Consider the following 23314-nt stretch of genomic DNA (forward strand, 5'->3'; position numbering starts at 1 on the left):
AATCCCTCTTTTTCGTGCTTGCCATTGTACACGTAGAGGTGTTCCCCGCAGGTGCGGGGGTAATCCTGGCATGGTAGTTGCTGGTAAGGATGCTTTAGTGTGTTCCCCGCAGGACGGGGGTAATCCTGCGCTTTTGCAGCTTTTTGACAACTCCATCCGCCGTACTAGTGGATTGGGACTCATCAGCTTCGGTCTGTGCACCGGCCTTAGTCGCGTCATCGGTATGTTCATCAGCTTCGGTAGATTCAGTTGTCCCTGTTTGTGCTTCTGTGTCTGTCTCGTTGTCCATTTTGTGGGCCTCCTCGAATATGCAGTCATGGGAGACCAGTCTCACGCCGTTCTTTAGCGTCCGCGGCATAGGTTGAATGGCATAGAAAAAGCCCCAGTCTTAAGACTGAGGGTCAAAGAATTTAATGTTTATAATTTAGGGGATAATTTTGCTCCATTCCTCTGCTGTAAGCTCAGGAATTGGGGTGTTAGAGTCGATTGCTTCATTTACATCACGAGTCATGTCCTTAACGCCCTGTTCTAGCTCGTCCGGATGTTGCTCAATGTGCAATGGATCCCACCAGCCAATAATTCGTTCCGGAAATGGCGCACCAAAGTGGTCCTCGTAAGCCCGCTTAATGAGATTAATTTGTGTAATGTAATCCTCATTAATCATGTCCATCACCCCTTTAGAATTATGCCGATAATCAGGTCAAGATACTCCGGGTACTCTGTAATTTTAGTATACACCCCGGCCGTTAATGTAACTCGTTAACCGCCCGTCATCGGGCTCGAAAATACTCTCGAGGCCCATTGATAATACCTCTGTTGCGTTAGGATGGTCTTTGTCAATATAGGGATTAATGAATTTATCTTTTTTTTAGTGAATTCGTTTGGCCTTTAGCCAAAATTAGGAAATAAGTCAGAAATTTGTTCAGGGGTTTCGTCTTTCGTATGGCGCCCTATAAACTGTTTTTCAATGCGAACCAAGTCAGAAATAAAGCTATCAATCATGTGCCGATTTCGTGAAAGGGCGTAGTCTGTCGCTCACCATTCACATAAATACTAATGTCCTCGCCTGGGCTAGCTCCTCTAAGGTAGTGCTGTCCCTTAATATCAGCCAGCCCGGGACTGAAAAAGCTTCAGCTCTTAACGCGGGCCAAGAACCATTAGTTGTTATCCATGACATAATCAACCCATTGCTTAGGATAATATAAAATGCATCCTGAAGCTGATTCTTGACCTTGATACTGGAACGAGGATACCAGTTTTTATCTGGTATCCTCGCATCCATCTTCCGGTACTGTTTGAATGTGCTTTTCAGTGTTGCCTTATCACCCAGCATCCCCGCCATATTGTATTTAATGTTAAATGATCTACCCAATTCAATCAGATCTTGATTGCTTGCAGTGCCTAGGTTAACTGACTTCATACTCTCCCTTAATTTTTTTTGTATTAGAATCGTAATTTTGCATTTGGCAAGCGCTAACCGACCCGCTAATATCACTTTGCTTGTCATTTGAATTGCCAATTAGCCGTACCTTGTATTCACAATAATCCTATTTATGTTTTGCTTACTGTGAGCTAGCCGCCGTTGAGTACAACCACATCTATGTGGCCCTTTGCCCCAATTCTTGTACCGCCTGCACCGTCGCCGCCACTACCACCTCATAGTCCACGGTTGTTATGCCGAGGATCTGGCGGTTCCACTCGGCGGCCACGCCCATGCACAGGGTGTGTAGCAGTGCGGCGGAGACGGGGGTGCTGCCATTCCCACCATTGGTCGGTTCCACATGCCGCACCAGTTGCTCCAAGTGGGTGGCTAGTCGACCCACAAAGTTGATTTCACGTTGCTCAGCCAATTGGCGGAAGATAATCTTTTTGGCGTCCAATTCGTAACCGGTCAGGTCGAGGATGTCCTCCCAGCGCAGGTAGTCAAAGTTTTGGTCGATGGTATCGCGGAGGGTGTCTTCGATGATCCATTCTGCCACCGCAAATTTGTCGTCGAAGTATTCGTAAAATGTTTGTCGACGTAAACCCGCCGCCCGCATAATGGTAGAAATTGCCGTATGCTCAAAGCCGTCGCGCACCAGGACCCTGGTGAACGCTACGGCTATTTTTTTGCGCGTAATGTAAGTCATCACAGCCTCCTACGCTTGCGGCCAACTAGGCGTCTGCACTGGTGCTTGCAGTAACTGCAACCATGACGGATCCACCAGGTGCAACAATGAGAGTGATAGGCCGTGCATGCCGTTGGAGCTGAGAAAGGTACCCACTTTGGCGAAATCAACGTGCACACCCGCCAGAGAGAGTAATTGGCGCACGTCGTTGGCAAATACGAGGGTCTCCATCGCGGTCGTACCCCCGAGGGAATCTACTAACACGGCAAAGTGGTCATCTGCACGCCAGTGGAAGTTGATTTGGAGCTTATTCACCAACTCGTGGGCCAGCATTTCCGAAGATTGGAATGGCTCTTCGTGGTACCCCGGCTCTCCGTGAATGCCCACGCCGTACGAAATGGTGTTTTCGGGTAATTTGAAGGAGGGGTTGCTGTGTCCGGGGATGACTGCGCCGCTCGAAGAGAAGCCAATTGTTTTGATTTCCGGCAGCAACTGGTCAGCCAGCCGCTGCAGTTTGTCCACCGACATCCCCTGCGCGGCTGCTGCCCCGATGATTTTATGTACCAACACAGTGCCGGCAACGCCACGCCGCCGTTGTTGGAAGTCGGTCCCGGCGACGGACACGTCATCGCGCACGATAGCCATACCCACATGCCAGCCGGCTTGACGCAATTCATCCCGGGCTGCGGTGAACTGGGTGACATCCTGCACAAAATTTTTTTTACGATGAAAAATGCCCGGTGCTGCTTGGTGGCTGCGTGTACGACCTTGATGATCTCTTTGGCGGTGGGTGGCATGAAGAAGTCACCCATGATGGCACCCGTTAACATGCCTGTCCCCACGTACCCCCAGTGTGCGGGGTCATGGCCACTACCCCCACCAGCAAAGACGGGAACGGTGGTATCCACAAAGGCGCGGTCAATAAACCCGTGCGTTGCCGGTACGGCCATTAGCTGCGGGTGTGCCCACGTGATACCGTCGCGCATCTCGGTTAAAGCGTTGCTGGGGTCATTTAGAATTTGCATGGTTGTGCCTCCGTGATCAGTAATCGATACTCCGATTATACTGCAAGGGTTGGTCAATCCTGAAAACGGACACATTACGCTTTCTGTCCCTGTTAATGTATCCGCTTACAATATAAAATAAGTACGAATAATACAAAAAGGGAGACGAAATTGATGAAGAAAATCATTAATGATCCAGCTAACGTAGTCGACGAAATGCTCGATGGCTTGGTCCGCGGGTATCCCCAGTATGTGGAGCGTATTCCTAACACGGGTGCCATCATCCGCAGCAACAAGGCGTCGATGCAGGGTAAAGTTGGCATCGTGAGCGGCGGTGGTAGTGGTCACGAACCGGCGCACCCAGGCTATGTGGGCAAAGGTATGCTCAGTGGCGCGGTTGCCGGGCAAGTATTTACGTCCCCCACGCCCGACCAAATTTATGCGGCGATTAAGGCCGTTAACACCGGCAGTGGTGTCTTTCTAGTCGTTAAAAATTACTCCGGCGACGTGATGAATTTTGACATGGCGAAGGACATGGCGGAACTGGACGACATTCCGGTGAAGTCGATTGTTGTGGATGACGACATTGCCGTCAAGGATAGCCTGTACACACAAGGACGGCGCGGGGTTGCCGGCACGGTCTTCATGCACAAAATTCTTGGCGCGGCTGCGGACCAGGGGGCCACGTTGGATGAACTCGATGCGTTGGCTCAAAAAGTGCTGCCAAACATCAAAACGATTGCTGTTGCCTTATCGGCTGCGACCGTGCCCGAAGTGGGCAAGCCCGGGTTCGAATTGGCAGACGACGAAATTGAGTATGGTGTGGGCATCCACAGCGAGCCTGGCTACCGGCGGGAAAAGTTGCAACCATCCAAAGCGTTGGTCGCGGAACTAGTGGGCAAAATTGATGATGAGCAACACCTGACTGCCGATAAACAGTACGCTGTTTTGGTCAACGGCATGGGTGCAACCCCATTGATGGAACAGTATATTTTCACGCACGACTTGCTCAATAATTTGGGTGACCGCGGGATCAAGCCGGCGTTTACCAAGATTGGCAATTACATGACCTCGATCGACATGGCGGGGATTTCCCTGACAATCTTTGAACTAGCTGATCCACAGTGGTTGGATTACTTGAACTATCCAGTAGAAACGATTGCTTGGTAAGGGGGCCTCATGATGACAAAATTAACGGTAACGACAGCACAGCAATGGTTAGATGGGTTTGCGGCTGCGATTGCGGCACACAAGGACTATTTAAGTGAGTTGGACACGCCAATTGGTGACGGTGACCATGGCAGCAATATGGCCCGCGGGTTGACCGCCGTGCAGGCCGCGATTGATGGCCAAGATTTTGCGGGGTTGAAGGACCTCTTCAAAGCTGTGGCGATGGCGCTGATCAGCAAAGTTGGTGGCGCATCGGGCCCACTGTATGGTACGGCCTTCCTGGAAATGGCTAAGTTAGGTGACCAGGATGCTGATTTGGGTCACCTGCTGGATGCGGCTTTAGCCGGCATTCGTAAGCGTGGTGGTGCGGCTCCTGGCGATAAGACTTTGGTTGACGTATGGACGCCGGTCGTTGAGGCCGTGAAGGCGGGTAGCTTGACCCAAACGGTAGTGGATGACGCAGTCAACAGTACCAAGGATATGGTTGCACGCAAAGGTCGTGCCTCGTACCTGGGTGAACGGTCGGTTGGTCACCTCGACCCCGGTAGCGTTTCTAGTGGTTACTTGTTCACGGCGCTGATTGCAACGGGGGTGTTTGCATGACCTATGGCATTGTCATTGCGTCACACGTTGCCGACATTGCCCGTGGTGTGGCCACGTTGGCCCAGCAGCTGCGCCCAACGTGCCCATCACCTTTGCCGGTGGTACGGACGATGATGGTATCGGCAGTAGCATGAGCAAAATAAGCGCGGCCATCGACGCGAACACCGCCGATGAGTTGCTGGCATTTTACGATTTAGGGAGCGCCAAAATGAACCTGGACATGGCCGTTGAGCTGGCCGATAAACCGGTGCACGTTTACGACGTGGCGCTAATCGAAGGAGCATACAGTGCGGCGACGCTCATTGGTGCTGGGGTGGACTTGGCCGCGATTGAGGCACAGTTACAACCACTGAAGATTAAATGAGGAGCGGGTGCCATGAGCGGATTCTTGGGTGAATTTCTGGGTACCATGGTACTAATTGTGTTTGGGGTTGGTAGTGGTGCTGCTACTAATCTAAAGGGTAATTATGCCCGTCATCAAAACTGGACGTTCATCGCGTTGGCTTGGGGCTTAGCGGTAACGTTCGGGGTCTATGTCGCTGGGCAGTTTGGGTCCCAAGGGCACTTGAACCCCGCGGTGACGATTGGGTTTGCGGCTTTTGGCTTCTTTCCGTGGCCGCAAGTTGGTGGTTACCTCTTGGGCCAATTTCTGGGGGCCTTTGTTGGTGCCGTCATCGTCATCATTCAGTACTACCCGCACTTTAAGTCAGCACGGCGGGGCACGGATGACGGTAATTCGGTCGGTATCTTCGCGACCGGACCGGCCATCAATAACCCGTTATTTAACTACCTGAGCGAAACGATTGCGACCTTCTTCTTCGTCTTTGTGTTACTGAACCTAGGTAACTTCACTACCGGGTTGAAGCCATTGATTGTGGGCCTGCTGATCGTTGTAGTTGGGCAAACGCTCGGTGGGACTACCGGGTTTGCAATCAACCCGGCGCGTGATTTTGCGCCACGCCTGGCCTACGCCATTTTGCCGGTGCCGAACAAGGGCACTGCCAACTGGACGTACGCCTGGGTACCAATCCTTGGTCCCCTGTCTGGTGGGTTGATTGCGGCTGCCCTGGAAGCCGTGTTGAAGTAGGAGCATAGACAGTAAGCACCGTGAGTGGCTTTGCTCACGGTGCTTTTTGCGCATGGACAAGTACTGTGCCCACGTCATCGCACCACGTTCATTAGTTCCACCTTATCCAACCCTCACGCAAATAATTATTGCAACCGTTTCCCGGTCTTGCTACTATTAACTCAAGGGGATGATGGTAGCAATCCCCCGCAGTTGCGCAAAGTCACGAGGGCGATGGGGGTTATCGCATTCGTGCATGGTTGCTTTATGATCGATTAACGGTGTAAGTGTTAGGTTGCATAGCGACAGGCGGTGCAACATCAGCACCTGTCTGTTGCCAAAGGAGTGGTGCCCATGAACCAACCCGGTAATACCCAGTACCGTTGGCCAGCAACTTATGGCGACGGTACTAGCGACGGGGCTGATACTGAGTGGCGGTGAAGCAAGCTCAAAATAAATGTCTCACCCTTAAACTTTTTTTCTACACGCAGTTTTGCTTCAATCACTTGGTTTGTCAATGAGCGTGGTTGCACCGAACGGTGACCACGCTTTTTATGCTTTCCGCTTCATGCGTTGCCCCGATGTGGACATACAAAAAGCCGTGGCCACCCGTAATTACGGGTGGTCACGGCCGTTAAATTTGTAGTTAGTTACCATATGATGAAGCGACGACCTGCTGGGTGTAGTTGTTGACCAACTCACCCTGTGCGTTGACCGTGTAACTAGCAACGGTCGGGTTGGTGTTCGGGTCGGCGTTGTGCGCCTGCATGTTGCTGGAGCTGTGGTTCTCGGCCACAGTGACCGTGGCTTCACCGTCGCTGTTGGTGCCGAAGGTGAAGGTGAAGTCGTTTGGCGTGACGTTAAAGTTGTAGTTGGCGGCGGTGTGCTTGAAGGCCCACGCTTGGAGCTGTGCTTGCGTCAAGTTAGTCCCGCTGGTTTGGTTGCTGGTGGTACCGTCACTCTTGGTACTCCCGGTACTGCCATTGCTACTATTCGTGCCAGTTGTGGTGTTGGTGCTGCCAGAGTTCGCACTAGCGCTGTTGGCCGTGGTGCTGGTGCTGGTGGCTACCGCACTGCTACTGGAACTCGTATTGCTGGCGGCCTGACTTTGGACGGCTTTGGCCTCGTTGTCCTGCAGACTGTTGGACGTGGAGCCGTTCCCCTGGTGGGCGTGGTAGGTGTAGGCCAATGGGAAGTGTTTATTCAGGTAGTAGAACGTGCCCGCACTACGGAAGACGCTGACGTTGACGTCAATAAATAACTCCTTGAGGTCTACGTGCTTGCCCGGTTGGACCGTTACCCGACCAGTAGCCGCGGACTTGATCTTGTCGCCATCCGCCGTGCGGTCGATGAAGAATTTGGCCCGGTTAAAGGTGACGGCGTGCTTCGTCTTGTTCGTGATGCGTGCGTTGACGTTATACAGCGTGTCACTACCGCCGTCGCTCTTGGCCTGGAAGCGGAACCGCAGTTGCTTACGCTGCTTTGCGCCGAGGTTCTGGTACGCGACTTTGGTAACCTGTTGCGTACTGGTGCGACTACTGCTGCTGGCTTGACTGTCATCATGCTGCTTGGCACCACAGCCGCTCAGTACTAGCAAAGCGGCAATGCCCAATGTGAGTAATTGCTTCTTCTTCATCATGGTTATCCTCCTCCAGACGCTGTCCACGCGCTTGTGCACGGCAACATGTCCTTGTAACGTTATTGTAGCATGGTCCACGGGCAAAAACGGTTAAGAAATGCTCGCGATTTAACAAACGCTTGAACTCAGCCTTAGGACCGAGTATTTTCTGGCTGGACAGGGTACAATATAACTAATCAAAGGGCTGGTTGCGACCAGCCACACAAAGGAGAATGGACATGAAGAAGCTCAGTGGGGGTGCCATCGCCGGGATCATTGTGGCGGCGGTCGTCGTAATTTTAGCCATCTTTGGGATCAGTGCGTACAACTCGATCGTGAAGGCGGACCAACAGGTGACGGAGCAGTGGAGCCAGGTCGAAAACGTGACCCAGCGCCAGTATGACTTGATTCCTAACCTGGTCAGCTCGGTCAAGGGCAGCATGCAGCAGGAACAAAAGGTCTTTGGCGCCATCGCGGATGCGCGCAAAGACTACGCTAAGGCCGATACCACCAAGGACAAAGCCAACGCGACGGCCGAAATGACCAGTAGCGTTGGTACCTTGATCTCGGTCATCCGCGAAAACTACCCGACATTGAATAGTAACAAGCAGGTCAGCACCCTGATGAGCGAGCTCGAGGCTCCCAGAACCGTATCAGCGTGGAGCGTCGCCGGTATAACCAGGATGTGCAGGCGTACAACAATAAGATCGTGACGTTCCCGAAGAACATCATTGCGAACATGATGGGCAAAGGCACGAAGCGTACTTCAAGGCCGACAGTAAGGCCATGAACAGCACGCCGTCAGTAGATTTGGACACTGATAGTAGCAGTACCAGCGGAAAGTAGGTGCGTGCGCATGCGCAAACTCTGGGAGGCGGCGGTCGCCACCTTTGCGCTGTTTCTGGCGGTCGTGACGTTTGGGACGACGGCGGCCCATGCCGCTACGTTACCGGCGCGGCCAGATACTGATTACTATGACGGTATTGGGCTGCTGGACAGCCAGACGGAGACGCTGGTCACCAAGCAAAACGAGTATTACCAGACCACCAAAGCCCGGCCACAAGTGGTACTCGCGGCCATTAAGAGTACTGGCGGGGACGACATTGATAGCTACGCCCCCGACCTGTTCCAGAAGTGGGCATTGGCCAAAAGGGCAAGGATAACGGGATATTGATCCTCTTTGCCAAGAACGGCGGCAAGAACAACGTCCACATTGAGGTTGGCTACGGCATGGAGGCTACATGACCGACGCCAAGTCGGCCAACCTGCTCCAAGCGCACCTGACCGACCTGAAGTCGAGTGACCCCGCCAACGTGAACCGGGGACTGCGGGCCGTGTTCAAAGGTGTAGCCCGTGTCGTCAGCAAGCATTACGGCTACAAGACCGTGAGCGCCAACGGCACCCAAACCGCGGTGCCCCAGGAGCAGGTGCACCAAGACAGTGACGGGACGTTTAACCTGGTCATGAAGATCGTCTTTGTGTTGCTGGCCATGATCATTATCTTGGGCATCCTGTTTGGCGGCGGTCATGGCGGCTCCGGCGGCAGTGGTCATGGTTGGCCGTGGCTCTGGTTGCTGTGGCTGCTAGGCATGAGTGGCAACGACCGCAACCGCAACGTCGGTGGCTGGGGCGGCCCCGGTGGCTTCGGTGGTGGCGGCTTTGGTGGCGGCTCCAGCGGGGGCGGCGGCGCGTCCGTTTAATTGCGTGCAATTGGTGGTGCTCTTGCTGGGCGCCACTTTTTTTTGGTGAGCAGTCATTGGTGAGCAGTCAGAAGTTACGATTGTGCTAACGCCCGGCCGGAGCCCGGCCCTAAACCTTGCGTTTGCCTGGGCTTTCTTGTACTATTTCTAAGGTATTGGGCCGCAAATATTTATGCCTCGGGCCCGCATCGTGTACGTTGATGCGCGGCCCCGGCCCAGAACGTTAACGGTAAATAAATGTGATCAATAGTAAATGAGGAGCTGAACGAATATGTGTGGGTTTGTTGGCGTTATTCATCAGGACGGCACCCCGGTGCAACTGTCTGATGTGAAGCACATGACTAAAGTTTTGACCCACCGCGGGCCGGATGATGAGGGTTACTACCAGGATGACGATATCACCCTAGGGTTTCGGCGTCTGAGCATCATCGACCTGAGCCACGGTGGTCAGCCACTGTCCCACGATAACAAGCGTTACTGGATCGTTTTCAACGGTGAAATCTACAACTACATTGAGCTGCGCGATGAGCTCAAGGCGGATGGCCAGACGTTCAGCACTGACAGCGATACGGAAGTCATTTTGGGCATGTACCAGAAGTACGGGGTGGAAGCTGCGTCCAAGCTTCGCGGTATGTTTGCCTTTATGTTGATAGACACGCAGACCCACGAAGTTTACGGGGCCCGCGACAACTTTGGGATCAAGCCGTTGTTTTACTCTGAGGCTGATGACGGCAACGTCTACCTGGCGTCGGAAAAGAAGGCGCTGATCAGCCTGTTGGACGACCGGTCAATCAACGACCAGGCGCTCCAGGACTACATGACCTACCAGTACGTACCGGATCCCGAGAGCTTGACGCCATCGATGCACAAGCTGGAGCCGGCCACTACTTCACCAAGAAGCCGGGTGAGCCGTTCACGGTGACCCAGTACTTCAACCCGACCTTTGCTCCCCAGACGATGACCGATGAGGACAAAGTCGCGCGGGACTTGGCCGCGGTCCTGCGTGATAGTGTGGCGAAGCACATGCGCGCGGACGTCACGGTGGGTTCCTTCCTTTCTGGCGGGGTGGATTCGTCCATTATCGTTGCCCTGGCCCGGGAACTAAGTCCCAAGATCAAGACCTTCTCCGTTGGTTTTGAGCGTGAAGGCTACAACGAAATTGATGTGGCCAAGGAAACGGCGCAGCGCCTGGACGTGGAAAACATCAGTGAGGTGATCACGCCCGAAGAATTCGCCAAGGCCTTCCCGCGGTTTGTGTACGCAATGGACGACCCGTTGGCGGACCCGGCGGCCGTGCCGCAGTACTTCTTGACCCGCCTGGCGCGTCGGTACTGCAAAGTCGCACTAACCGGTGAGGGGGCCGACGAGTTCTTTGGCGGTTACACCATCTACAACGAGCCGAACTCCCTACGCATGTTCAACCACATGCCACAGCCGGTGAACCATGTGCTGCGTGGGGTATCGCACATGATGCCGACGGGGATGAAGGGTAAGAGCTTCTTGGAACGTGGGACCACGCCGTTGGAGAAGCGGTTTGTGGGTAACGCCAAGATCTTCAGCGAGGCCGAGAAGAGCCAGCTGTTGCAACACTACAACCCGGACTACCCGTACACCGAAGTGACGCGCGACCTCTACAACCGTAACGCGCAGCTGGACCCAATCACGCGGATGCAGGATATCGATATGCACACCTGGCTGGTGGGCGACCTGTTACTGAACGCGGACCGTACGTCTATGGCCGCCAGCCTGGAGTTGCGGACCCCGTTTATCGATAAGGAAGTCTTCAAGTTTGCCCGTACGATTCCGGCAAACTTGCGCGTGGCGCACGGTACCACGAAGTATATTTTGCGCAAGGCAGCGGAGAGCTTCACCCCCGACAACGTATTGTACCGGCGGAAGCTCGGGTTCCCTGTACCAATTCGGTTCTGGTTGAAGAACGAACTGGCGGACTGGGCGGACAACATTATCAATGAGGCCCAGGTGGACGAGTACCTCAACAAGGATTACGTCCGGCAGTTACTGGCGGACCACCGTGCCGGGAAGGCGGACAATTCCCGGAAGGTGTGGACGGTCCTGACCTTCATGGTTTGGCACCAAGTTTACATCGAGCACAAGTACCCAGAAGTATTTGTCGAAGATTTGGTCCAGACGACCCACGGCGAAGACTAAGTATATTAGTGAGGGAGCGGCCAACAATGGCGACTCCCTTTGTTATGTAATGCGGACCGTAACGCGCCGTAATATGGGGCGGGGACGCTGGTGGAATATGATGACAGCGCTACAATTTAATGAGTAAATGAAGCGGTTTCTCTTGTTTTTGTGCGGTAGCCGCCGTATGCTTAAGGTACAAACAAGTAGGGAGTGATTGGAATGGAACAAGAATACAAACGCTTATTAGTTCCGGTGGACGGATCCCAAGAGGCCGACCTAGCCTTTCAAAAGGCACTCAAGGTGGCCGTTGCCAACCACGCTCGGATGGATATCCTCAACGTCCTCGATACCAAGCAGTTCATTGGTAGCTATGGCGGCATGATTTCTGGTGACGCCATTTACCAGCTGACCCAGGACGCGCAAGAGTACCTTGAGGGCCTGGAAGCACGTGCCAAGGATGAGGGCGTCAACGACGTACACATTCACGTGCGTTTTGGTAACCCGAAGAACGTCATTGCCACGGACTTCCCCCACGAATACAAGTCGGACATCATTATTATTGGCGCTACGGGTCTGAATGCGTTTGAGCGCATGCTGGTCGGTAGTGTGACGGAGTACGTTAACCGTACGGCCCCATGCGATGTGCTGATCGTCAAAGGCGCACCCAAGCTAGTAGCGACACCGCCGTTTAGAAAAGGATTGCGATAAGGGTTCCAGTTACCAGGCCACGTGTTGGTCTTGTGGCTGGAACTTTTTCGTAGCAATATTTTGCGCCCAACCCACCCGGTCCACAACCTCCCGTTGCGGACCCGGGTTTTACATTGGGCCAATAAGAGCCTGTCCACGTAGTTTGCGACCGCCAGGCCGCGAAATTACCTTCTGTCATCATTACGTTAACGGAGGAAACAATTATGGATCAAGCAACCTTAGCCGCCGCCCCAGACTTTTGGCCCAACCGCTCGCCAGAATTGCGCCAGTACTACGCATCGGAATGGGGTGTGGCAAGTCACGACGACCGGTACTTGTTTGAGCTTCTAGTACTGGAAATTATGGCGGCCGGCTTAAGCTGGCAACTAGCCCTGCGTAAACGGGCGGGCATCAATGCCGCCTTTGCAGATATGGACGTGGACCGGATTGCCGCGTTCGGCACGGCGGACGTTGAACGCTTATTACAGGACGAACGTATTATGCGCAACCGTCGCAAAGTGACGGCGGTTATTACCAACGCCCAGGCGACGCAACGGTTGATTGCGGAGTGGGGCAGTCTGGACGCTTACGTGTGGCACTTTACCGGTGGCTGCCAGCAGGTGGGCCACTGGCAGGACTACCACGACCTACCGCGACGGTCGGCGCTGGCCGAGACTGTGAGCCGGGATTTGAAACAGCGCGGTTTCACCTTTGTGGGGCCCGTGCTCATCCACAATTATCTACAGGGTGCCGGTGTGATCGATAATCGCGTTGACACCAGCGGCTGAGTGCGTGTCTCCGCGCGTCAGCGTATAATCAGGTCTATAAATGGGGGCTTGGTTATGCAACGACAGAGGCTGTGGGGAATGTTTCTGGCCGGCGGCGCGGCGTGCCTGTGGGGCGTGTCGGGACCGTGCAGTCAGTATTTATTTCTGCACCACGTGGATCTATTGTGGCTGATTGGTAGCAAAATGTTGTTTGGCGGTCTGGTGTTAGGCCTCTATTGTTTGGTGCGCGACCGGCACGCCCTGATGGCCGTCTGGCATAGCCGTAAAGCCGTGGTGCACCTGCTACTGTTTACTATTTTCGGAATGGTTACCATGCAGCTGATCTACTTCCAAACCGTGGCGGTGTCGAACGCGGCCACGGCCACCATCATGCAGTACTTAGCGCCCATCCTGATTTTGGCCTGGGTGGCTGTTAGCACGCGAACCTGGCCGCGCCGGGCGGACTTCGTGACCATTGGGCTAGCGATGCTGGGCACGCTGCTGGTAGTGACCAAGGGTCAGATCACGCAGCTGGCCATTTCCCCACGCGCGTTGTGGTGGGGACTGCTTGCGGCCGTAGCGGCAGCGGGTTACACGCTGATTCCCCGTTGGCTGCTGGCTCATTATTCGGGTATTGCGGTATCCGCGTGGTCGATGCTTCTGGGCGGGCTAGGCCTGACGGCTTACCGCCCGTTTTGGACGGATGCGCCGCAACTCACCCACTGGATGTGGGTGGCGTACGCGTTTGTGCTTGTCTTTGGGACCATTTTTGCCTACGCGATGTATCTGATCAGCCTGCGCTACATCGCGCCTACGGTGGTCGGGTTGCTCGACGCCTTTGAACCATTGGGGGCCGTTGTTGCGGGGGTATTGTTCATGCACTTGCAACTGGATTTTTGGGAAGTAGTCGGCGGGCTCATTATTTTGGTGACGGTAGGTTTAATGAGCGTTTTGACCCCCCAAACGCCGGCCCCTCACGAGTAAGCGGCCACCCGTAAGTGACGACAGGGTAATGGGCGTTTGGGCCGGGCATTCTACGTGTGGTACAATACACGCAGATATAGTGCATTTACGGAGGACAAACATGGATCAATTTAGCGTGACGGCACTGGCCGACCAACTGGAGGCCGATACCGATAAGTTACTGGCCAAAGAAATGGTACTAAACGCGGATGCAATCAACGAAGCCGTTGATTACCTCGACGTTTTGCAGAACCCAGCGGCAAGTTATCCGGAGCTGAACCAAGAGGCGTACTCAGACAGCGAGTCTGACCACAAGTTGAGCCTGCTCGGGGATAACACCCCGTTGATGAACATTGATGACCGGATCATGGTCAACCACGTGGATGGTTCGATTAGTGGCGACAAGGTGCACTTTACCTATAATCACGAGACGCCGCTGGTGGATGGGCAATACTCCGCCAAGAAGGACCTGGAGATCATCAAGTTTGGTCTGGAAGTCATTGGCGCGGTGCTTGGTACGGGTGCGCACGATCAGGTCAAGGCACTCTTGTCGCCGGATGCAGTCGTGTCGTTAACGATTGCGGCGCACCGGTTACGTGCTTGGCAGTTAGCTGAATAATTTGCGTATTTTTGTTTAATGGGTGGCTACGTGCCACCTTTTTTTTGTGTCCGCGCAGTGGCGCCGCCGGGGTGGCTGTCGTTCAATTCGGTTAGGGCCGCAGCACGAAGCCCGGAGATTATGCAGTCATGCCAGTGACGATAATTGTCCAGACAGCCTGGTAATTTTGTAATTTAATGGGGCCAAAAATAATATCAAAAATATTTTTGTTAGCGCTTGCAAAATCGTAGGCGGCAGGATATACTATGAGTGTAGTTAAGGAGGCGGTTCCCATACAGGGTTAGCCAAGTCCAACTTCTCATAGTCCGGTAACCTGTGGCAAGTGGTACCGGGCAGAAATCGAATGTTGTGCACCATGGTTTCGTGAAGTGAGGTGGTTATTTAATTGCCAAACGGATGGCGGCGCGGAGTGGTAGCCTGAAACAGACGTGAAGAAGTCGGTAGTAGGTAGCACCACGATGAGCATTTAACAGGTAGAGCAGAATAGTCAGTAGAACCGCGACCCGATGAGGGTTGAATGTGTCACGGCAAGCGTGTGAAGCGTAGCGGCTGGTAGATAAGTTAAGCTGTTGAGGTAAAGTTACGGAGTGAAGCGTAACGACGCCGCTATCAGGATCGTGAAGGCATCTTTGCGAAGGAAGTCATGAAGAGCACGACGAGCACCATAGTTACTTGTACCTCTAGTGTTACAGATCGAAACCAGAGAAACCAGTACGTGTTTAGTACCGAGACTTGGTACCATGTCAACGACCAGTAGTAATTGCAGTGGCAAGCTGGTCGCGGTCAAGAGGGGACTTGATTCCGATGCCAACAGTAGTTTGAGGTAACAGTTGTAGATGACCATTCATCACCGAGAGGGGTGTATGAAGCATAGTCAGCAAAACGTTTTATCCGGTTTGTTCCAAAGTGTTTTACCAGCAGCATTACCAACGTGGTGACGACCGTTAAGTAAACGGATCCTGTAGTGATCAAACGAAAACCAAGTATTTGAGGTCAACGGAAGTTAGCACGCAGGAAGTTCCAACCAGTTGAATAAAATTTGTTTAGAGGTGTAAGTATCACAGAATATCATATGTTACTAACCGTGTATGCAGCATCCTTAACTTAGAGCCTGGGTCTTGAGAAGTGCCCGGGTTCTATTTTTTTTGCGCAGGCTCTTAGCGCTTTAGCGCTTAGAGCCTACCACTCGGAGGCTGCGCGAAGCTCAGCCGAGAGACTGTAGTCCGATAGCAATGGGCAGTCAGAACGAGTGGCGTAACAGATACAGCCTCCCTCGCTTTAGCGCTTAGAGCCTGCCACTCGGAGACTGCGCGAAGCTCAGCCGAGAGACTGTAGTCCGATAGCAATGGGCAGTCAGTCCGAGCAGCGTAATAGATACAGCCTCCCTCGCTTTAGCGCTCAGAGTCTGCCACTCGGAGGCTGCGCGAAGCTCAGCCGAAAGACTGTAGTCCGATAGCAATGGGCAGTCAGCCCGAGAACCATAACAGATCCCGCTTCTCCGGCTTTAGCGCTTCGAGCCCGACATCCACCAAACGTTGAACCCATCCCCGCGTACCTTTGTGCTCCAACCGAGCAACTCTGACAACCGCAACAAAGAGCTCCCGCAGTCACGCTGCGAGAGCTCTCTTTACATACTATCTAAATGTGGTGTTACTTTTCCTGCACGGCCTTGACCGCCTTGGCAATTGCGGCTTGTTGGTACTTGGCCGTCAGCTGCTTGACCAGTGCTTGTTGCTGCGCTTGGGTCATGCTCGGATTCTTGGCCACAGCCGCGGCAACCTGCTGCTTAATTGCGGCTTGCAGTTGCGCCTTTTGGGCCGCAGACTGGTGCTGAGCCTTTTTGAGCTGCTGGGCTAGTTGCTTGGCTTGGCTGGTCGTCAGATCATACCAAGTAGTTGGAATCTTGAACGTGTTGGTCTGTTTGATTAGTTGATGGTTGTTCAAATCGTTAAACATTAACTTAGCAAAGTCGTTCTTGTACACCCACTCGTGCCTGGTGACTTGCAACTGGGCGACGTCCTGTTGGGTGGTTGTGACCCGGTTGTAGACGTCGTAGTCAGCTTTGGTGTGGTGGGTTTTGGCTTTGCTGCCAGACGCGGTTTTGTAGATGTACACGCTGTGCTTGCCGTTAGTACCGATGTCCTGGTGCAACAACAACGACAGCGCCTTGCTTGGTGAAGCCGAGTAGATTACCTGACTGGTGGTCGTGGTGACCCGCTTCATCCCTAAGTGGTCTTCGTCGTTTTCGTGGATGGCCCACACGGAGCCAACCATCAAGACGCCGGTAATGGCGACGAATAGGACTCGGTACCAGGAGCTACGCAGCGTCACAAAGGAGATGAACAACAGAATGGTACTAATGACTAAAATCCACAGAATCATTATGCGGCCTCCTTTGCTGAGTGGGAACTTTCGTCGATGATGTCAGCCGAGCTCATCTTCTTGTTGAGGAAGAATGCGAGGAGCCAACCTAGGGTACTGAAGCCCACGGCAATCCAGAAGGCAGCGTGGTAGCCGTCCAGGGTGGCGTTGAAGTAACTGTGTTTGTAAGCCAGTGGGTCGGCTTTGAGGAACGCGTGTACGGGACTGTGCTGATTGGTAACGTTGGTCAGAACGGACACCATGATCGCCGTGGTGATGGAACTAGCAATTTGCCGGAGTGTGTTGTTCACGGCGGTCCCGTGCCCAACTAGGTCCTGGCTCAGTGCGTTCATCCCGTTGGTGGTCAGTGGCATCATCGTCATGGAGATCCCAAACATCCGGACGGCGTAGAGTACCGTGATGTAGATGGATGGTGTGGTCGCGGTCACGAAGGCGTACGGGACGGTAGCAACGGCCAGCGTGAACAGCCCCATCTGGCGAGGCGCTTAGCCCCGATACGGTCAAAGATGGTCCCGGTAATTGGGCTCATCACGGCCATCATCAACGCCCCAGGCAGTAAGGTCAACCCGGATTCAAGCGCCGACTTGCCGTGAATAATTTGCAGGTACAGCGGGATAACCATTTCGGCCCCCACCATGGCCATGTTCGCAATCGAAGCCAGCACGGTAGATAGGGTGAAAATGTGGGACTTGAAGACGCGTAGCTCCAGGAACGGTACGTCCATGTGTAGCTGCCGGTAGGCAAAGAGGGCGATGACGAGGATGCCAACCAGGATACTTCCGTAAACGAACGGTGAACCCCAGCCCTTGTCACCAACTTCCGAGAAGCCGTACAGCAGCGCGCCAAAACCGATGGTCGATTCGATTAGCGACAGCACGTCGAGGTGTGGGTTGCGTTGTGGTAATACGTCGCGCATGAAGAAAAAGGCTGCAATAATAACGGCAATGGTGATAGGAATTAACATACCGAAGAGCGTCCGCCAGCCAAAGTTGTCAATGACAAACCCGGACAGCGTCGGGCCAATGGCTGGTGCCACCCCGATGGCGATTCCGGCGACCCCCATGGCCGCCCCACGTTTGTTGGGCGGGAAGATCGTCAGCATGATGTTTTGTAGCAGCGGCATCGTGATTCCGACCCCGACGGCCTGAATGAGCCGGCCCGCCAATAAGAAGGCAAAGCTCGGGGCGGTGAAGGCCACGATGGTTCCTAAGAGGAATGTACTCATGGCAATCAGGTAGAGGCGCTGTGTAGGCACCTTTGAAGTTAAGTAGGCGGTCACGGGAATCATGATCCCGTTAACCATCATGAAACCAGTGGTCAGCCACTGCACGGTGGCAGTGGAAATACTGAAGGCCTTCATCAAAGTCGGGAAGGCCGTACTGAGAATGGTTTGGTTTAAAACGGTGGTGAAGACGCCGACAATCAGCGTGGCCACCAGGAGGGCGACGTTGATTTTGCGTCCGTTGTTATCGGTAATACTGTTCATTACGCTTCCCCAGCTTTTGATTTATTTTGCGACACGTTTATCATATTGTGTTACAATTACGATATTAAATGTTACAACTTGATTTTCAGAAAGTCAATGAACGGAGTCACGTAAATGGAGCAAATGGCAAACTTTGTTAAGAAAATGCGGTCCTTTGATTTTTCAATGGGTATCGGGGAAACCTGTCGGGTCAGTGGGGTAACGCCGGCTCAGATTCGGTATTGGGAACGTAAGGGCTATATCCGTTCCATTCGTCACGGCGAGGGCCAGAATAAACGTTACCCATACGGCAGCGTAGCCGCCATCGTGTATATTAAAACCAAGATGGATGAGGGCTTCACGTTGGCGCATGCCGCCGCTGAGGCCCAACGCCATTTTGACGACATGGAGGTGCTGAAGCGGATGTTGTACCGGGGTGAGATGAGCGTGGAGCAGCATGGTGATCACGCCGATGTCTGGTTAGGACATCTTGAGAATGATCCGCAGCACGACGTAGTGGCCCGGGTTGACGACGAGCACGTGGCGTTACGGTTAGCACCCCACGCAGAGGAGAATTTGTAATGCGGCCAGCAATTAAATGGAACAAACGGGTCCAATGGCGTGTCACGATGCGCGCAGATACCCGGCAACGGACGCCGCAGGAGCAGTTACGGGCGGCCATCATGCAGATCCGCAAAACGCTGCGTATACGGCAGCGGGAATTGCCCCGCTGTACGTTGCCCACCTGAGGCCCGCATCTTACTGATCAGCCAGGCACCGGGACGGCAGGCTCAGGATACCCGCCTGTTTTTCAATGATCCCAGCGGTGACCGTTTGCGGACCTGGATGGACGTCACCCGAGACCAGTTCTATGATCCGCATAACTTTGCGGTGTTACCACTGGACTTTTACTTTCCCGGTAAGGGTCAGGGTGGCGATCTGCCGCCCCGTAAAGGGTTTGCGGATAAGTGGTTGCCACAGCTGATGGCGCAGCTGCCCGCCGTGCAGTTAACGGTGCTGATCGGTAGTTATGCGCAACAGTGGTACCTCGGGCAACGGGCTCAGCGCACGTTGACGGCGACGGTCGCGCATTACGCCGACTACTTGCCGGATGTTTTGCCTATTGTGCACCCGTCACCGCGGAACCAGGCCTGGGTTAAGCACCACCCATGGTTCAGCACGCAGGTGTTGCCAGAGTTACGTAACCGGGTCCACATGGTGATCGATTAGATTAAGTGCGCCACAATTAAGAACAAAATGTCGATTATCCCGTAAAAGGTGACGTTGTTAGCGTTCCCACTGGTACGGGCATTTGTGTGGACTGCGCGATACCCTTATAATGACAAAATAAAGAGCAGGCTAGATGTACCGGCTGGCGACGGTTGACCGGATACGCGACGAGGGGGTGCTCATGGTGGCCCGAATGATTCGGTATTATGATCACTTCACGGATGATTTCGTGACCAGCGCCCACCAACAGGAACGTGTGACGGCGGACTACCAGTGGGAACACCCCAGTAAATGGTGGCAGGTCCGCCGACGGGTAGTCACCGCGGCGGCCCGGCTGTTCGGGGCCGTGTTGACCCACGGTATGTGGCACGTTCGGTGGGTCAACCGGGGAGCGTTGCGTCAGGCGGGGCCGGAAGCTACTTCCTGTACGCCAACCACACCCAGCCGGTCGGGGACCCGTTCCTCGCGCTGTTGGCGGGCCGCCCGCGCGGTTTTGCGGCCATTGTGAGTGCCGCTAACCTGGGCATCCCGGTGTTGGGGCACATCCTGCCGTGGGCCGGGGCGTTACCGCTACCCGATGATTTACATGGATTGGCGCGGTTTAACCACGCCGTGGGGTAAGCAGTGCAAGCAGGACGGTACGTGACGATTTTTCCGGAGGCCCATGTGTGGCCCTACTATACGGGCATCCGGCCGTTTGGTGAGGCCGCGTTTCACTACCCGGTGGCCACCGGGAAGCCGGTGTACACCATGACCGTGACCTATCAACGTCGGCGCTGGAGCGACGTCCGCGGATCACCGTGTTTGTGGATGGTCCCCTGCGGCCGGATGCGACCCTGACTCGTAAGGCGCAACAAGCGCAGTTGGCGGAGTTAGTCACGCAACAAATGCGGCAGCGGAGTGCTGCTAGTACCTATAGTTACATCACTTACCAAAGGAGGAGTTAGCATGGATGTCCTATATTGCGGTGATGCCAAAATGGCGGATGGCCTACTAATTTCGGTGTTATCACTATTGCACAACGTGCGGGAACCGTTGCACGTGCACGTTTTAACGGCCCATATTACCGTGGGCACCAAGGAGTACCAGCCCTTGAGTGATGACACGGTCGCGGTGGTGCGACGCCAAATGCGGCGAGTCAACTCCGCCAATACAGTCACTAAGCATGATGTGACGGCGCTGTTTAACATGGAACCGCCACTAGCGAACATGGATACCATCTTTACACCAAATTGTATGTTGCGCCTCTTTGTAGACCAGGTGCCAGACATGCCGGACCGTCTGTTGTACTTAGATACCGACGTGGTTTGTCGGCGTGATTGCGGTGAATTTTACCACCAGGATATGGCCGGTATCGAACTGGCTGGCGTATTGGATTACTACGGCCGGTGGTTTTTCCACAATCATGGTTTGCGGTTTGACTACCTGAATTCTGGGGTGTTGTTACTGAACCTCAAAGAAATTCGCCGGACGGGGCTGTTTGAACGGGCGCGGCGGCTATGCGTCACCACGCAAATGTTCATGCCGGACCAGTCGGCTTTGAACCGTTTGGTCACAGCTGCCCGCATCATGCCGCGGCGGTTCAACGACCAACGGCGGTTGCACGCCGACACGGTCTTCCAGCACTTCACCACGAGTTTTCGGCTCTGGCCGTGGGTGCACACCCTGACGGTCAAGCCGTGGCAGGTAACGGCTGTTCACGACCAGTTGAAGTTGCATGAATATGACGACTTGCTGGACGAATACGACCGTTTGGAACCCCAATTAAAGGATAAAAATTAATGACAACCACAATTCCGTTATTCTTCGCTGTTGATGACCGCTACGCACCGTACCTGGCGGTCACGTTGACCTCGATCATCCAAAACAGTGACCCGCAACAACAGTATGAAGCCATTATTTTGCATGACCACCTATCCACACCGCATCAGCAGCGGTTGGCAGCGTTGGCGACGGACAACGTCCACGTGCGCATCGTCCAGATGAGCGCCGCCTTTGCCCAGCGAATGGCTAATGACCACTCCCAATTGCGGTGCGATTACCACACGCTGACCATTTTTTTTCCGGCTGTTCATTGCCGACATGTTTCCGGAATACCACAAGGGTATCTATCTGGACGCCGACCTCGTGGTCACGACCGACGTGGCGCGTTTATACCGGTTGGATCTCCAGGGTAACTACCTCGGGGGTTGTATGGACACCTACTTAGCCGACTCGCCCGTGACCGTCGCGTACGTCGAGGACGCGGTCGGCGTGCCGATGCAAAGTTACATCAATTCCGGGGTGTTGTTGATGGACCTGGACGCTCTGCGTGCCTGCAATCTAGGCGACCGGTTCCTGGCGTTACTGCAACAGTACGACTTTGACACGATTGCACCCGACCAGGATTACATCAACGCAATGGTGCACGACCACATCTTGCGGTTGGACCAGACCTGGAACACGATGCCGACCCTCCCGACCATGAACCAGGACCTGGCGCGGCCCCACGTAATTCACTTCAACTTGTTTGCCAAGCCGTGGCACTATGACCACGTGATGTACGCTGATTTCTTCTGGCAGTACGTCCCAGACTCTGGTTATGCGGATGAAGTGGCCCTGGCCAAGCGCAACTACACCCAGGACGATGTCGCCACGGATGATGCCAATGCGGAGGCCTTGGTGGATAAAGCCACTGTCTTAGTGGCCAGTCCGGACAACTTTAAGCGGACGGCGGCGCGCGGCGTCCAGGTACGCCTATGATTATTGGTGGAAACAAAGAGGCGGTAATCGCCAACATCCAGCGGCGCGTCAAGGCGGGGGAGTTTAACGCTAAAGTCGAGGTGGGCGATCCCCAGATGACCACGGCGGCACAGGTGGCGATTGCTGAACGCGCAATTGCACGGCACGACCGCTTGGACTACCGGTTGAATAACTTGGTGGCTCGTGGCGCAATGAACGTGGCGGCGCGGATTGTTAACCGGCACACGCACTACACGGGGATGGACCACTTACGGCGTTTACGTGGTGGGGCCATCATTACCAGCAACCACTTTAACCCCCTCGAAAATTTGGTCGAGCGACGGCTGGTACAAAAGGCACTCCACCGACGGATGTTCATCGTGAGCCAGGCCACGAACCTGGATTTTCCGGGCGCGTTGGGATTCCTGATGAACTACGCGGATACCATCCCCATTAGCCCCAGTACCCAGTACATGGCGCGAATCTTTCCGGACACCTTGGGTCGGGTCATGGCCGCAGGGCAACTGGTGTTGATGTATTCTGAGCAGGAAATGTGGTTTAATTACCGCAAGCCGCGTCCGGTAAAGCGGGGGGCGTATTATTATGCCGCCCGGTTAGGGGTCCCAATTGTGTCCTGCTTCGTCGAGATTCAGGATGTGGGGCGTCCCGATAACGATGAGTTCAACCAGGTGCGGTATGTGGAGCACGTATTGCCGCTGATTTATCCCGACCCGGCATTAAGTGTGCGCATGAACAGCGAGCAGATGATGCAGCAGGATTACCAGCAGAAGGTGGCGGCGTACGAGCAAGCGTACGGGCGGCCCCTCACGTACGACTTCAGCCCGGATGATATTGCGGGCTGGCGTCAGCCACAGCAGCAATCATAGTAGCAATAATATTCATATTCAGAGCGGGGCTATTTGGCCCCTACCAGGTGGTTATCCCTCAACGGGGTGACCACCTTTTTTCTTTGCAGCTGTACCGTTTTATTCACGATGTGTGGTCGGTGTGATTCCGGTATCTAGGTGTGACCCGTGGCGGGAGCTGCGACGCACACGCG

General features: G+C 54.3%; 22 protein-coding genes, 7 pseudogenes and 1 CRISPR repeat array (1 of these 30 running past the window's edge). Of the genes and pseudogenes, 20 read left to right on the forward strand and 9 right to left on the reverse strand.

What is annotated here, in order from left to right; genetic code table 11:
* Positions 1-66: a CRISPR direct-repeat array (repeat unit 28 nt; unit sequence GTGTTCCCCGCAGGTGCGGGGGTAATCC); it begins 3737 nt to the left of the window's first position.
* A gap of 28 nt (positions 67-94) precedes the next feature.
* The 6 genes and pseudogenes from JCM13996_RS13115 to JCM13996_RS12820 form a co-directional block, all read right to left on the reverse strand.
* The gene (locus JCM13996_RS13115) at positions 95-289 is read right to left on the reverse strand and encodes a hypothetical protein (protein ID WP_162205173.1); all 195 of its coding nucleotides are present in this window, start codon (positions 287-289) and stop codon (positions 95-97) included.
* Between the two features lie 135 nt (positions 290-424).
* Positions 425-664 (reverse strand): hypothetical protein, encoded by a 240-nt coding sequence (locus JCM13996_RS03585; RefSeq protein WP_054749702.1) that lies wholly within the window; start codon positions 662-664, stop codon positions 425-427.
* Between the two features lie 378 nt (positions 665-1042).
* A complete protein-coding gene (locus JCM13996_RS03590; protein ID WP_054749704.1) occupies positions 1043-1519 on the reverse strand; it encodes a hypothetical protein in 477 nt (158 codons plus the stop codon).
* Positions 1520-1598: 79 nt separating this feature from the next.
* Complete coding sequence (locus tag JCM13996_RS03595) at positions 1599-2129, reverse strand: TetR family transcriptional regulator (protein ID WP_054749706.1); 531 nt, start codon at positions 2127-2129, stop codon at positions 1599-1601.
* Between the two features lie 9 nt (positions 2130-2138).
* Entirely contained in the window at positions 2139-2819 is a 681-nt protein-coding gene (locus JCM13996_RS03600; RefSeq protein WP_263848856.1) for a dihydroxyacetone kinase subunit DhaK, read from the reverse strand.
* 68 nt (positions 2820-2887) lie between these two features.
* Positions 2888-3208, reverse strand: a pseudogene (locus JCM13996_RS12820) (dihydroxyacetone kinase subunit DhaK); the annotation flags it as partial.
* 78 nt (positions 3209-3286) lie between these two features.
* Here JCM13996_RS12820 and dhaK point away from each other — a divergent pair.
* The 4 genes and pseudogenes from dhaK (at position 3287) to JCM13996_RS03620 (ending at position 5972) form a co-directional block, all read left to right on the forward strand.
* Positions 3287-4282: a dihydroxyacetone kinase subunit DhaK gene (gene dhaK, locus JCM13996_RS03605; RefSeq protein ID WP_054749708.1), complete on the forward strand. Its 996-nt coding sequence runs from the start codon at positions 3287-3289 to the stop codon at positions 4280-4282.
* 12 nt (positions 4283-4294) lie between these two features.
* A complete protein-coding gene (dhaL, locus tag JCM13996_RS03610) occupies positions 4295-4885 on the forward strand; it encodes a dihydroxyacetone kinase subunit DhaL (RefSeq protein WP_054749710.1) in 591 nt (196 codons plus the stop codon).
* Positions 4882-5249: pseudogene (dhaM, locus tag JCM13996_RS03615) on the forward strand (dihydroxyacetone kinase phosphoryl donor subunit DhaM). Before dhaL ends, dhaM begins: the two are co-directional and overlap by 4 nt.
* A gap of 12 nt (positions 5250-5261) precedes the next feature.
* Entirely contained in the window at positions 5262-5972 is a 711-nt protein-coding gene (locus tag JCM13996_RS03620; protein WP_054749712.1) for an MIP/aquaporin family protein, read from the forward strand.
* A 625-nt stretch (positions 5973-6597) separates the two neighbouring features.
* On the opposite strand, the gene JCM13996_RS03625 is transcribed toward JCM13996_RS03620, so the two are convergent.
* Positions 6598-7590, reverse strand: coding sequence for a hypothetical protein (locus JCM13996_RS03625; RefSeq protein WP_054749714.1), 993 nt, complete (start codon positions 7588-7590; stop codon positions 6598-6600).
* 218 nt (positions 7591-7808) lie between these two features.
* On the opposite strand from JCM13996_RS03625, the pseudogene JCM13996_RS03630 reads away from it, so the two are divergent.
* From JCM13996_RS03630 to JCM13996_RS03665, 8 genes and pseudogenes are all read left to right on the forward strand, one after another.
* A pseudogene (locus JCM13996_RS03630) lies at positions 7809-8359 on the forward strand (LemA family protein).
* A 66-nt stretch (positions 8360-8425) separates the two neighbouring features.
* Positions 8426-8814 (forward strand): annotated as a pseudogene (locus tag JCM13996_RS10805) (TPM domain-containing protein).
* Entirely contained in the window at positions 8811-9269 is a 459-nt protein-coding gene (locus tag JCM13996_RS03640; RefSeq protein WP_054749718.1) for a hypothetical protein, read from the forward strand. The pseudogene JCM13996_RS10805 and the gene JCM13996_RS03640 overlap by 4 nt, the downstream one beginning before the upstream one ends.
* 271 nt (positions 9270-9540) lie before the next feature.
* Positions 9541-11438, forward strand: a pseudogene (asnB, locus tag JCM13996_RS03645) (asparagine synthase (glutamine-hydrolyzing)).
* Between the two features lie 201 nt (positions 11439-11639).
* The gene (locus JCM13996_RS03650; RefSeq protein WP_054749720.1) at positions 11640-12128 is read left to right on the forward strand and encodes a universal stress protein; all 489 of its coding nucleotides are present in this window, start codon (positions 11640-11642) and stop codon (positions 12126-12128) included.
* 203 nt (positions 12129-12331) lie between these two features.
* On the forward strand, positions 12332-12895 hold the full coding sequence (locus tag JCM13996_RS03655; protein ID WP_054749722.1) for a DNA-3-methyladenine glycosylase I: 564 nt from the start codon (positions 12332-12334) through the stop codon (positions 12893-12895).
* 54 nt (positions 12896-12949) lie between these two features.
* The gene (locus tag JCM13996_RS03660; protein ID WP_054749723.1) at positions 12950-13858 is read left to right on the forward strand and encodes a DMT family transporter; all 909 of its coding nucleotides are present in this window, start codon (positions 12950-12952) and stop codon (positions 13856-13858) included.
* 100 nt (positions 13859-13958) lie between these two features.
* Positions 13959-14456: a hypothetical protein gene (locus JCM13996_RS03665; RefSeq protein WP_054749725.1), complete on the forward strand. Its 498-nt coding sequence runs from the start codon at positions 13959-13961 to the stop codon at positions 14454-14456.
* A 1650-nt stretch (positions 14457-16106) separates the two neighbouring features.
* Here JCM13996_RS03665 and JCM13996_RS03670 read toward each other — a convergent pair.
* Complete coding sequence (locus JCM13996_RS03670; protein ID WP_054749727.1) at positions 16107-16838, reverse strand: DUF4811 domain-containing protein; 732 nt, start codon at positions 16836-16838, stop codon at positions 16107-16109.
* A pseudogene (locus JCM13996_RS03675) lies at positions 16838-18324 on the reverse strand (MDR family MFS transporter). The gene JCM13996_RS03670 and the pseudogene JCM13996_RS03675 overlap by 1 nt, the downstream one beginning before the upstream one ends.
* Positions 18325-18438: 114 nt before the next feature.
* Here JCM13996_RS03675 and JCM13996_RS03680 point away from each other — a divergent pair.
* From JCM13996_RS03680 to JCM13996_RS03710, 8 genes and pseudogenes are all read left to right on the forward strand, one after another.
* Positions 18439-18885: a MerR family transcriptional regulator gene (locus JCM13996_RS03680; protein ID WP_054749729.1), complete on the forward strand. Its 447-nt coding sequence runs from the start codon at positions 18439-18441 to the stop codon at positions 18883-18885.
* Between the two features lie 16 nt (positions 18886-18901).
* Positions 18902-19533 (forward strand): annotated as a pseudogene (locus JCM13996_RS03685) (uracil-DNA glycosylase family protein).
* Positions 19534-19666: 133 nt separating this feature from the next.
* Positions 19667-20041: a hypothetical protein gene (locus tag JCM13996_RS03690; protein WP_054749730.1), complete on the forward strand. Its 375-nt coding sequence runs from the start codon at positions 19667-19669 to the stop codon at positions 20039-20041.
* A gap of 298 nt (positions 20042-20339) precedes the next feature.
* Positions 20340-20480: a hypothetical protein gene (locus tag JCM13996_RS10810; RefSeq protein ID WP_156321852.1), complete on the forward strand. Its 141-nt coding sequence runs from the start codon at positions 20340-20342 to the stop codon at positions 20478-20480.
* Position 20481: 1 nt separating this feature from the next.
* The gene (locus JCM13996_RS03700) at positions 20482-21315 is read left to right on the forward strand and encodes a glycosyltransferase (RefSeq protein ID WP_054749734.1); all 834 of its coding nucleotides are present in this window, start codon (positions 20482-20484) and stop codon (positions 21313-21315) included.
* Entirely contained in the window at positions 21315-21710 is a 396-nt protein-coding gene (locus tag JCM13996_RS10815; RefSeq protein ID WP_156321853.1) for a glycosyltransferase family protein, read from the forward strand. Before JCM13996_RS03700 ends, JCM13996_RS10815 begins: the two co-directional genes overlap by 1 nt.
* On the forward strand, positions 21616-22275 hold the full coding sequence (locus JCM13996_RS03705) for a glycosyltransferase (RefSeq protein ID WP_054749736.1): 660 nt from the start codon (positions 21616-21618) through the stop codon (positions 22273-22275). Before JCM13996_RS10815 ends, JCM13996_RS03705 begins: the two co-directional genes overlap by 95 nt.
* Positions 22272-23141: a lysophospholipid acyltransferase family protein gene (locus tag JCM13996_RS03710; protein ID WP_054749738.1), complete on the forward strand. Its 870-nt coding sequence runs from the start codon at positions 22272-22274 to the stop codon at positions 23139-23141. The genes JCM13996_RS03705 and JCM13996_RS03710 overlap by 4 nt, the downstream gene beginning before the upstream one ends.
* Positions 23142-23314 lie beyond the last annotated feature (173 nt).

Origin of the sequence: Lacticaseibacillus thailandensis DSM 22698 = JCM 13996 (assembly GCF_001312865.1) — a bacterium.
GTDB classification, from domain to species: Bacteria; Bacillota; Bacilli; order Lactobacillales; family Lactobacillaceae; genus Lacticaseibacillus; species Lacticaseibacillus thailandensis.

Bases quoted from the DNA above. Each gene is read 5' to 3' on its own strand.
- JCM13996_RS03650 (WP_054749720.1), top strand. From the start codon at position 11,640: ATGGAACAAGAATACAAACGCTTATTAGTTCCGGTGGACGGATCCCAA.
- JCM13996_RS03620 (WP_054749712.1), top strand. From the start codon at position 5,262: ATGAGCGGATTCTTGGGTGAATTTCTGGGTACCATGGTACTAATTGTG.
- JCM13996_RS03595 (WP_054749706.1), bottom strand. From the start codon at position 2,129: ATGACTTACATTACGCGCAAAAAAATAGCCGTAGCGTTCACCAGGGTC.
- JCM13996_RS03655 (WP_054749722.1), top strand. From the start codon at position 12,332: ATGGATCAAGCAACCTTAGCCGCCGCCCCAGACTTTTGGCCCAACCGC.
- JCM13996_RS03670 (WP_054749727.1), bottom strand. From the start codon at position 16,838: ATGATTCTGTGGATTTTAGTCATTAGTACCATTCTGTTGTTCATCTCC.
- JCM13996_RS13115 (WP_162205173.1), bottom strand. From the start codon at position 289: ATGGACAACGAGACAGACACAGAAGCACAAACAGGGACAACTGAATCT.
- dhaL (WP_054749710.1), top strand. From the start codon at position 4,295: ATGACAAAATTAACGGTAACGACAGCACAGCAATGGTTAGATGGGTTT.
- JCM13996_RS03625 (WP_054749714.1), bottom strand. From the start codon at position 7,590: ATGATGAAGAAGAAGCAATTACTCACATTGGGCATTGCCGCTTTGCTA.
- dhaK (WP_054749708.1), top strand. From the start codon at position 3,287: ATGAAGAAAATCATTAATGATCCAGCTAACGTAGTCGACGAAATGCTC.
- JCM13996_RS03690 (WP_054749730.1), top strand. From the start codon at position 19,667: ATGTACCGGCTGGCGACGGTTGACCGGATACGCGACGAGGGGGTGCTC.
- JCM13996_RS03665 (WP_054749725.1), top strand. From the start codon at position 13,959: ATGGATCAATTTAGCGTGACGGCACTGGCCGACCAACTGGAGGCCGAT.
- JCM13996_RS10815 (WP_156321853.1), top strand. From the start codon at position 21,315: ATGACAACCACAATTCCGTTATTCTTCGCTGTTGATGACCGCTACGCA.
- JCM13996_RS03680 (WP_054749729.1), top strand. From the start codon at position 18,439: ATGGAGCAAATGGCAAACTTTGTTAAGAAAATGCGGTCCTTTGATTTT.
- JCM13996_RS03640 (WP_054749718.1), top strand. From the start codon at position 8,811: ATGACCGACGCCAAGTCGGCCAACCTGCTCCAAGCGCACCTGACCGAC.
- JCM13996_RS03700 (WP_054749734.1), top strand. From the start codon at position 20,482: ATGGATGTCCTATATTGCGGTGATGCCAAAATGGCGGATGGCCTACTA.
- JCM13996_RS03705 (WP_054749736.1), top strand. From the start codon at position 21,616: ATGTTTCCGGAATACCACAAGGGTATCTATCTGGACGCCGACCTCGTG.
- JCM13996_RS03660 (WP_054749723.1), top strand. From the start codon at position 12,950: ATGCAACGACAGAGGCTGTGGGGAATGTTTCTGGCCGGCGGCGCGGCG.
- JCM13996_RS03710 (WP_054749738.1), top strand. From the start codon at position 22,272: ATGATTATTGGTGGAAACAAAGAGGCGGTAATCGCCAACATCCAGCGG.
- JCM13996_RS03585 (WP_054749702.1), bottom strand. From the start codon at position 664: ATGATTAATGAGGATTACATTACACAAATTAATCTCATTAAGCGGGCT.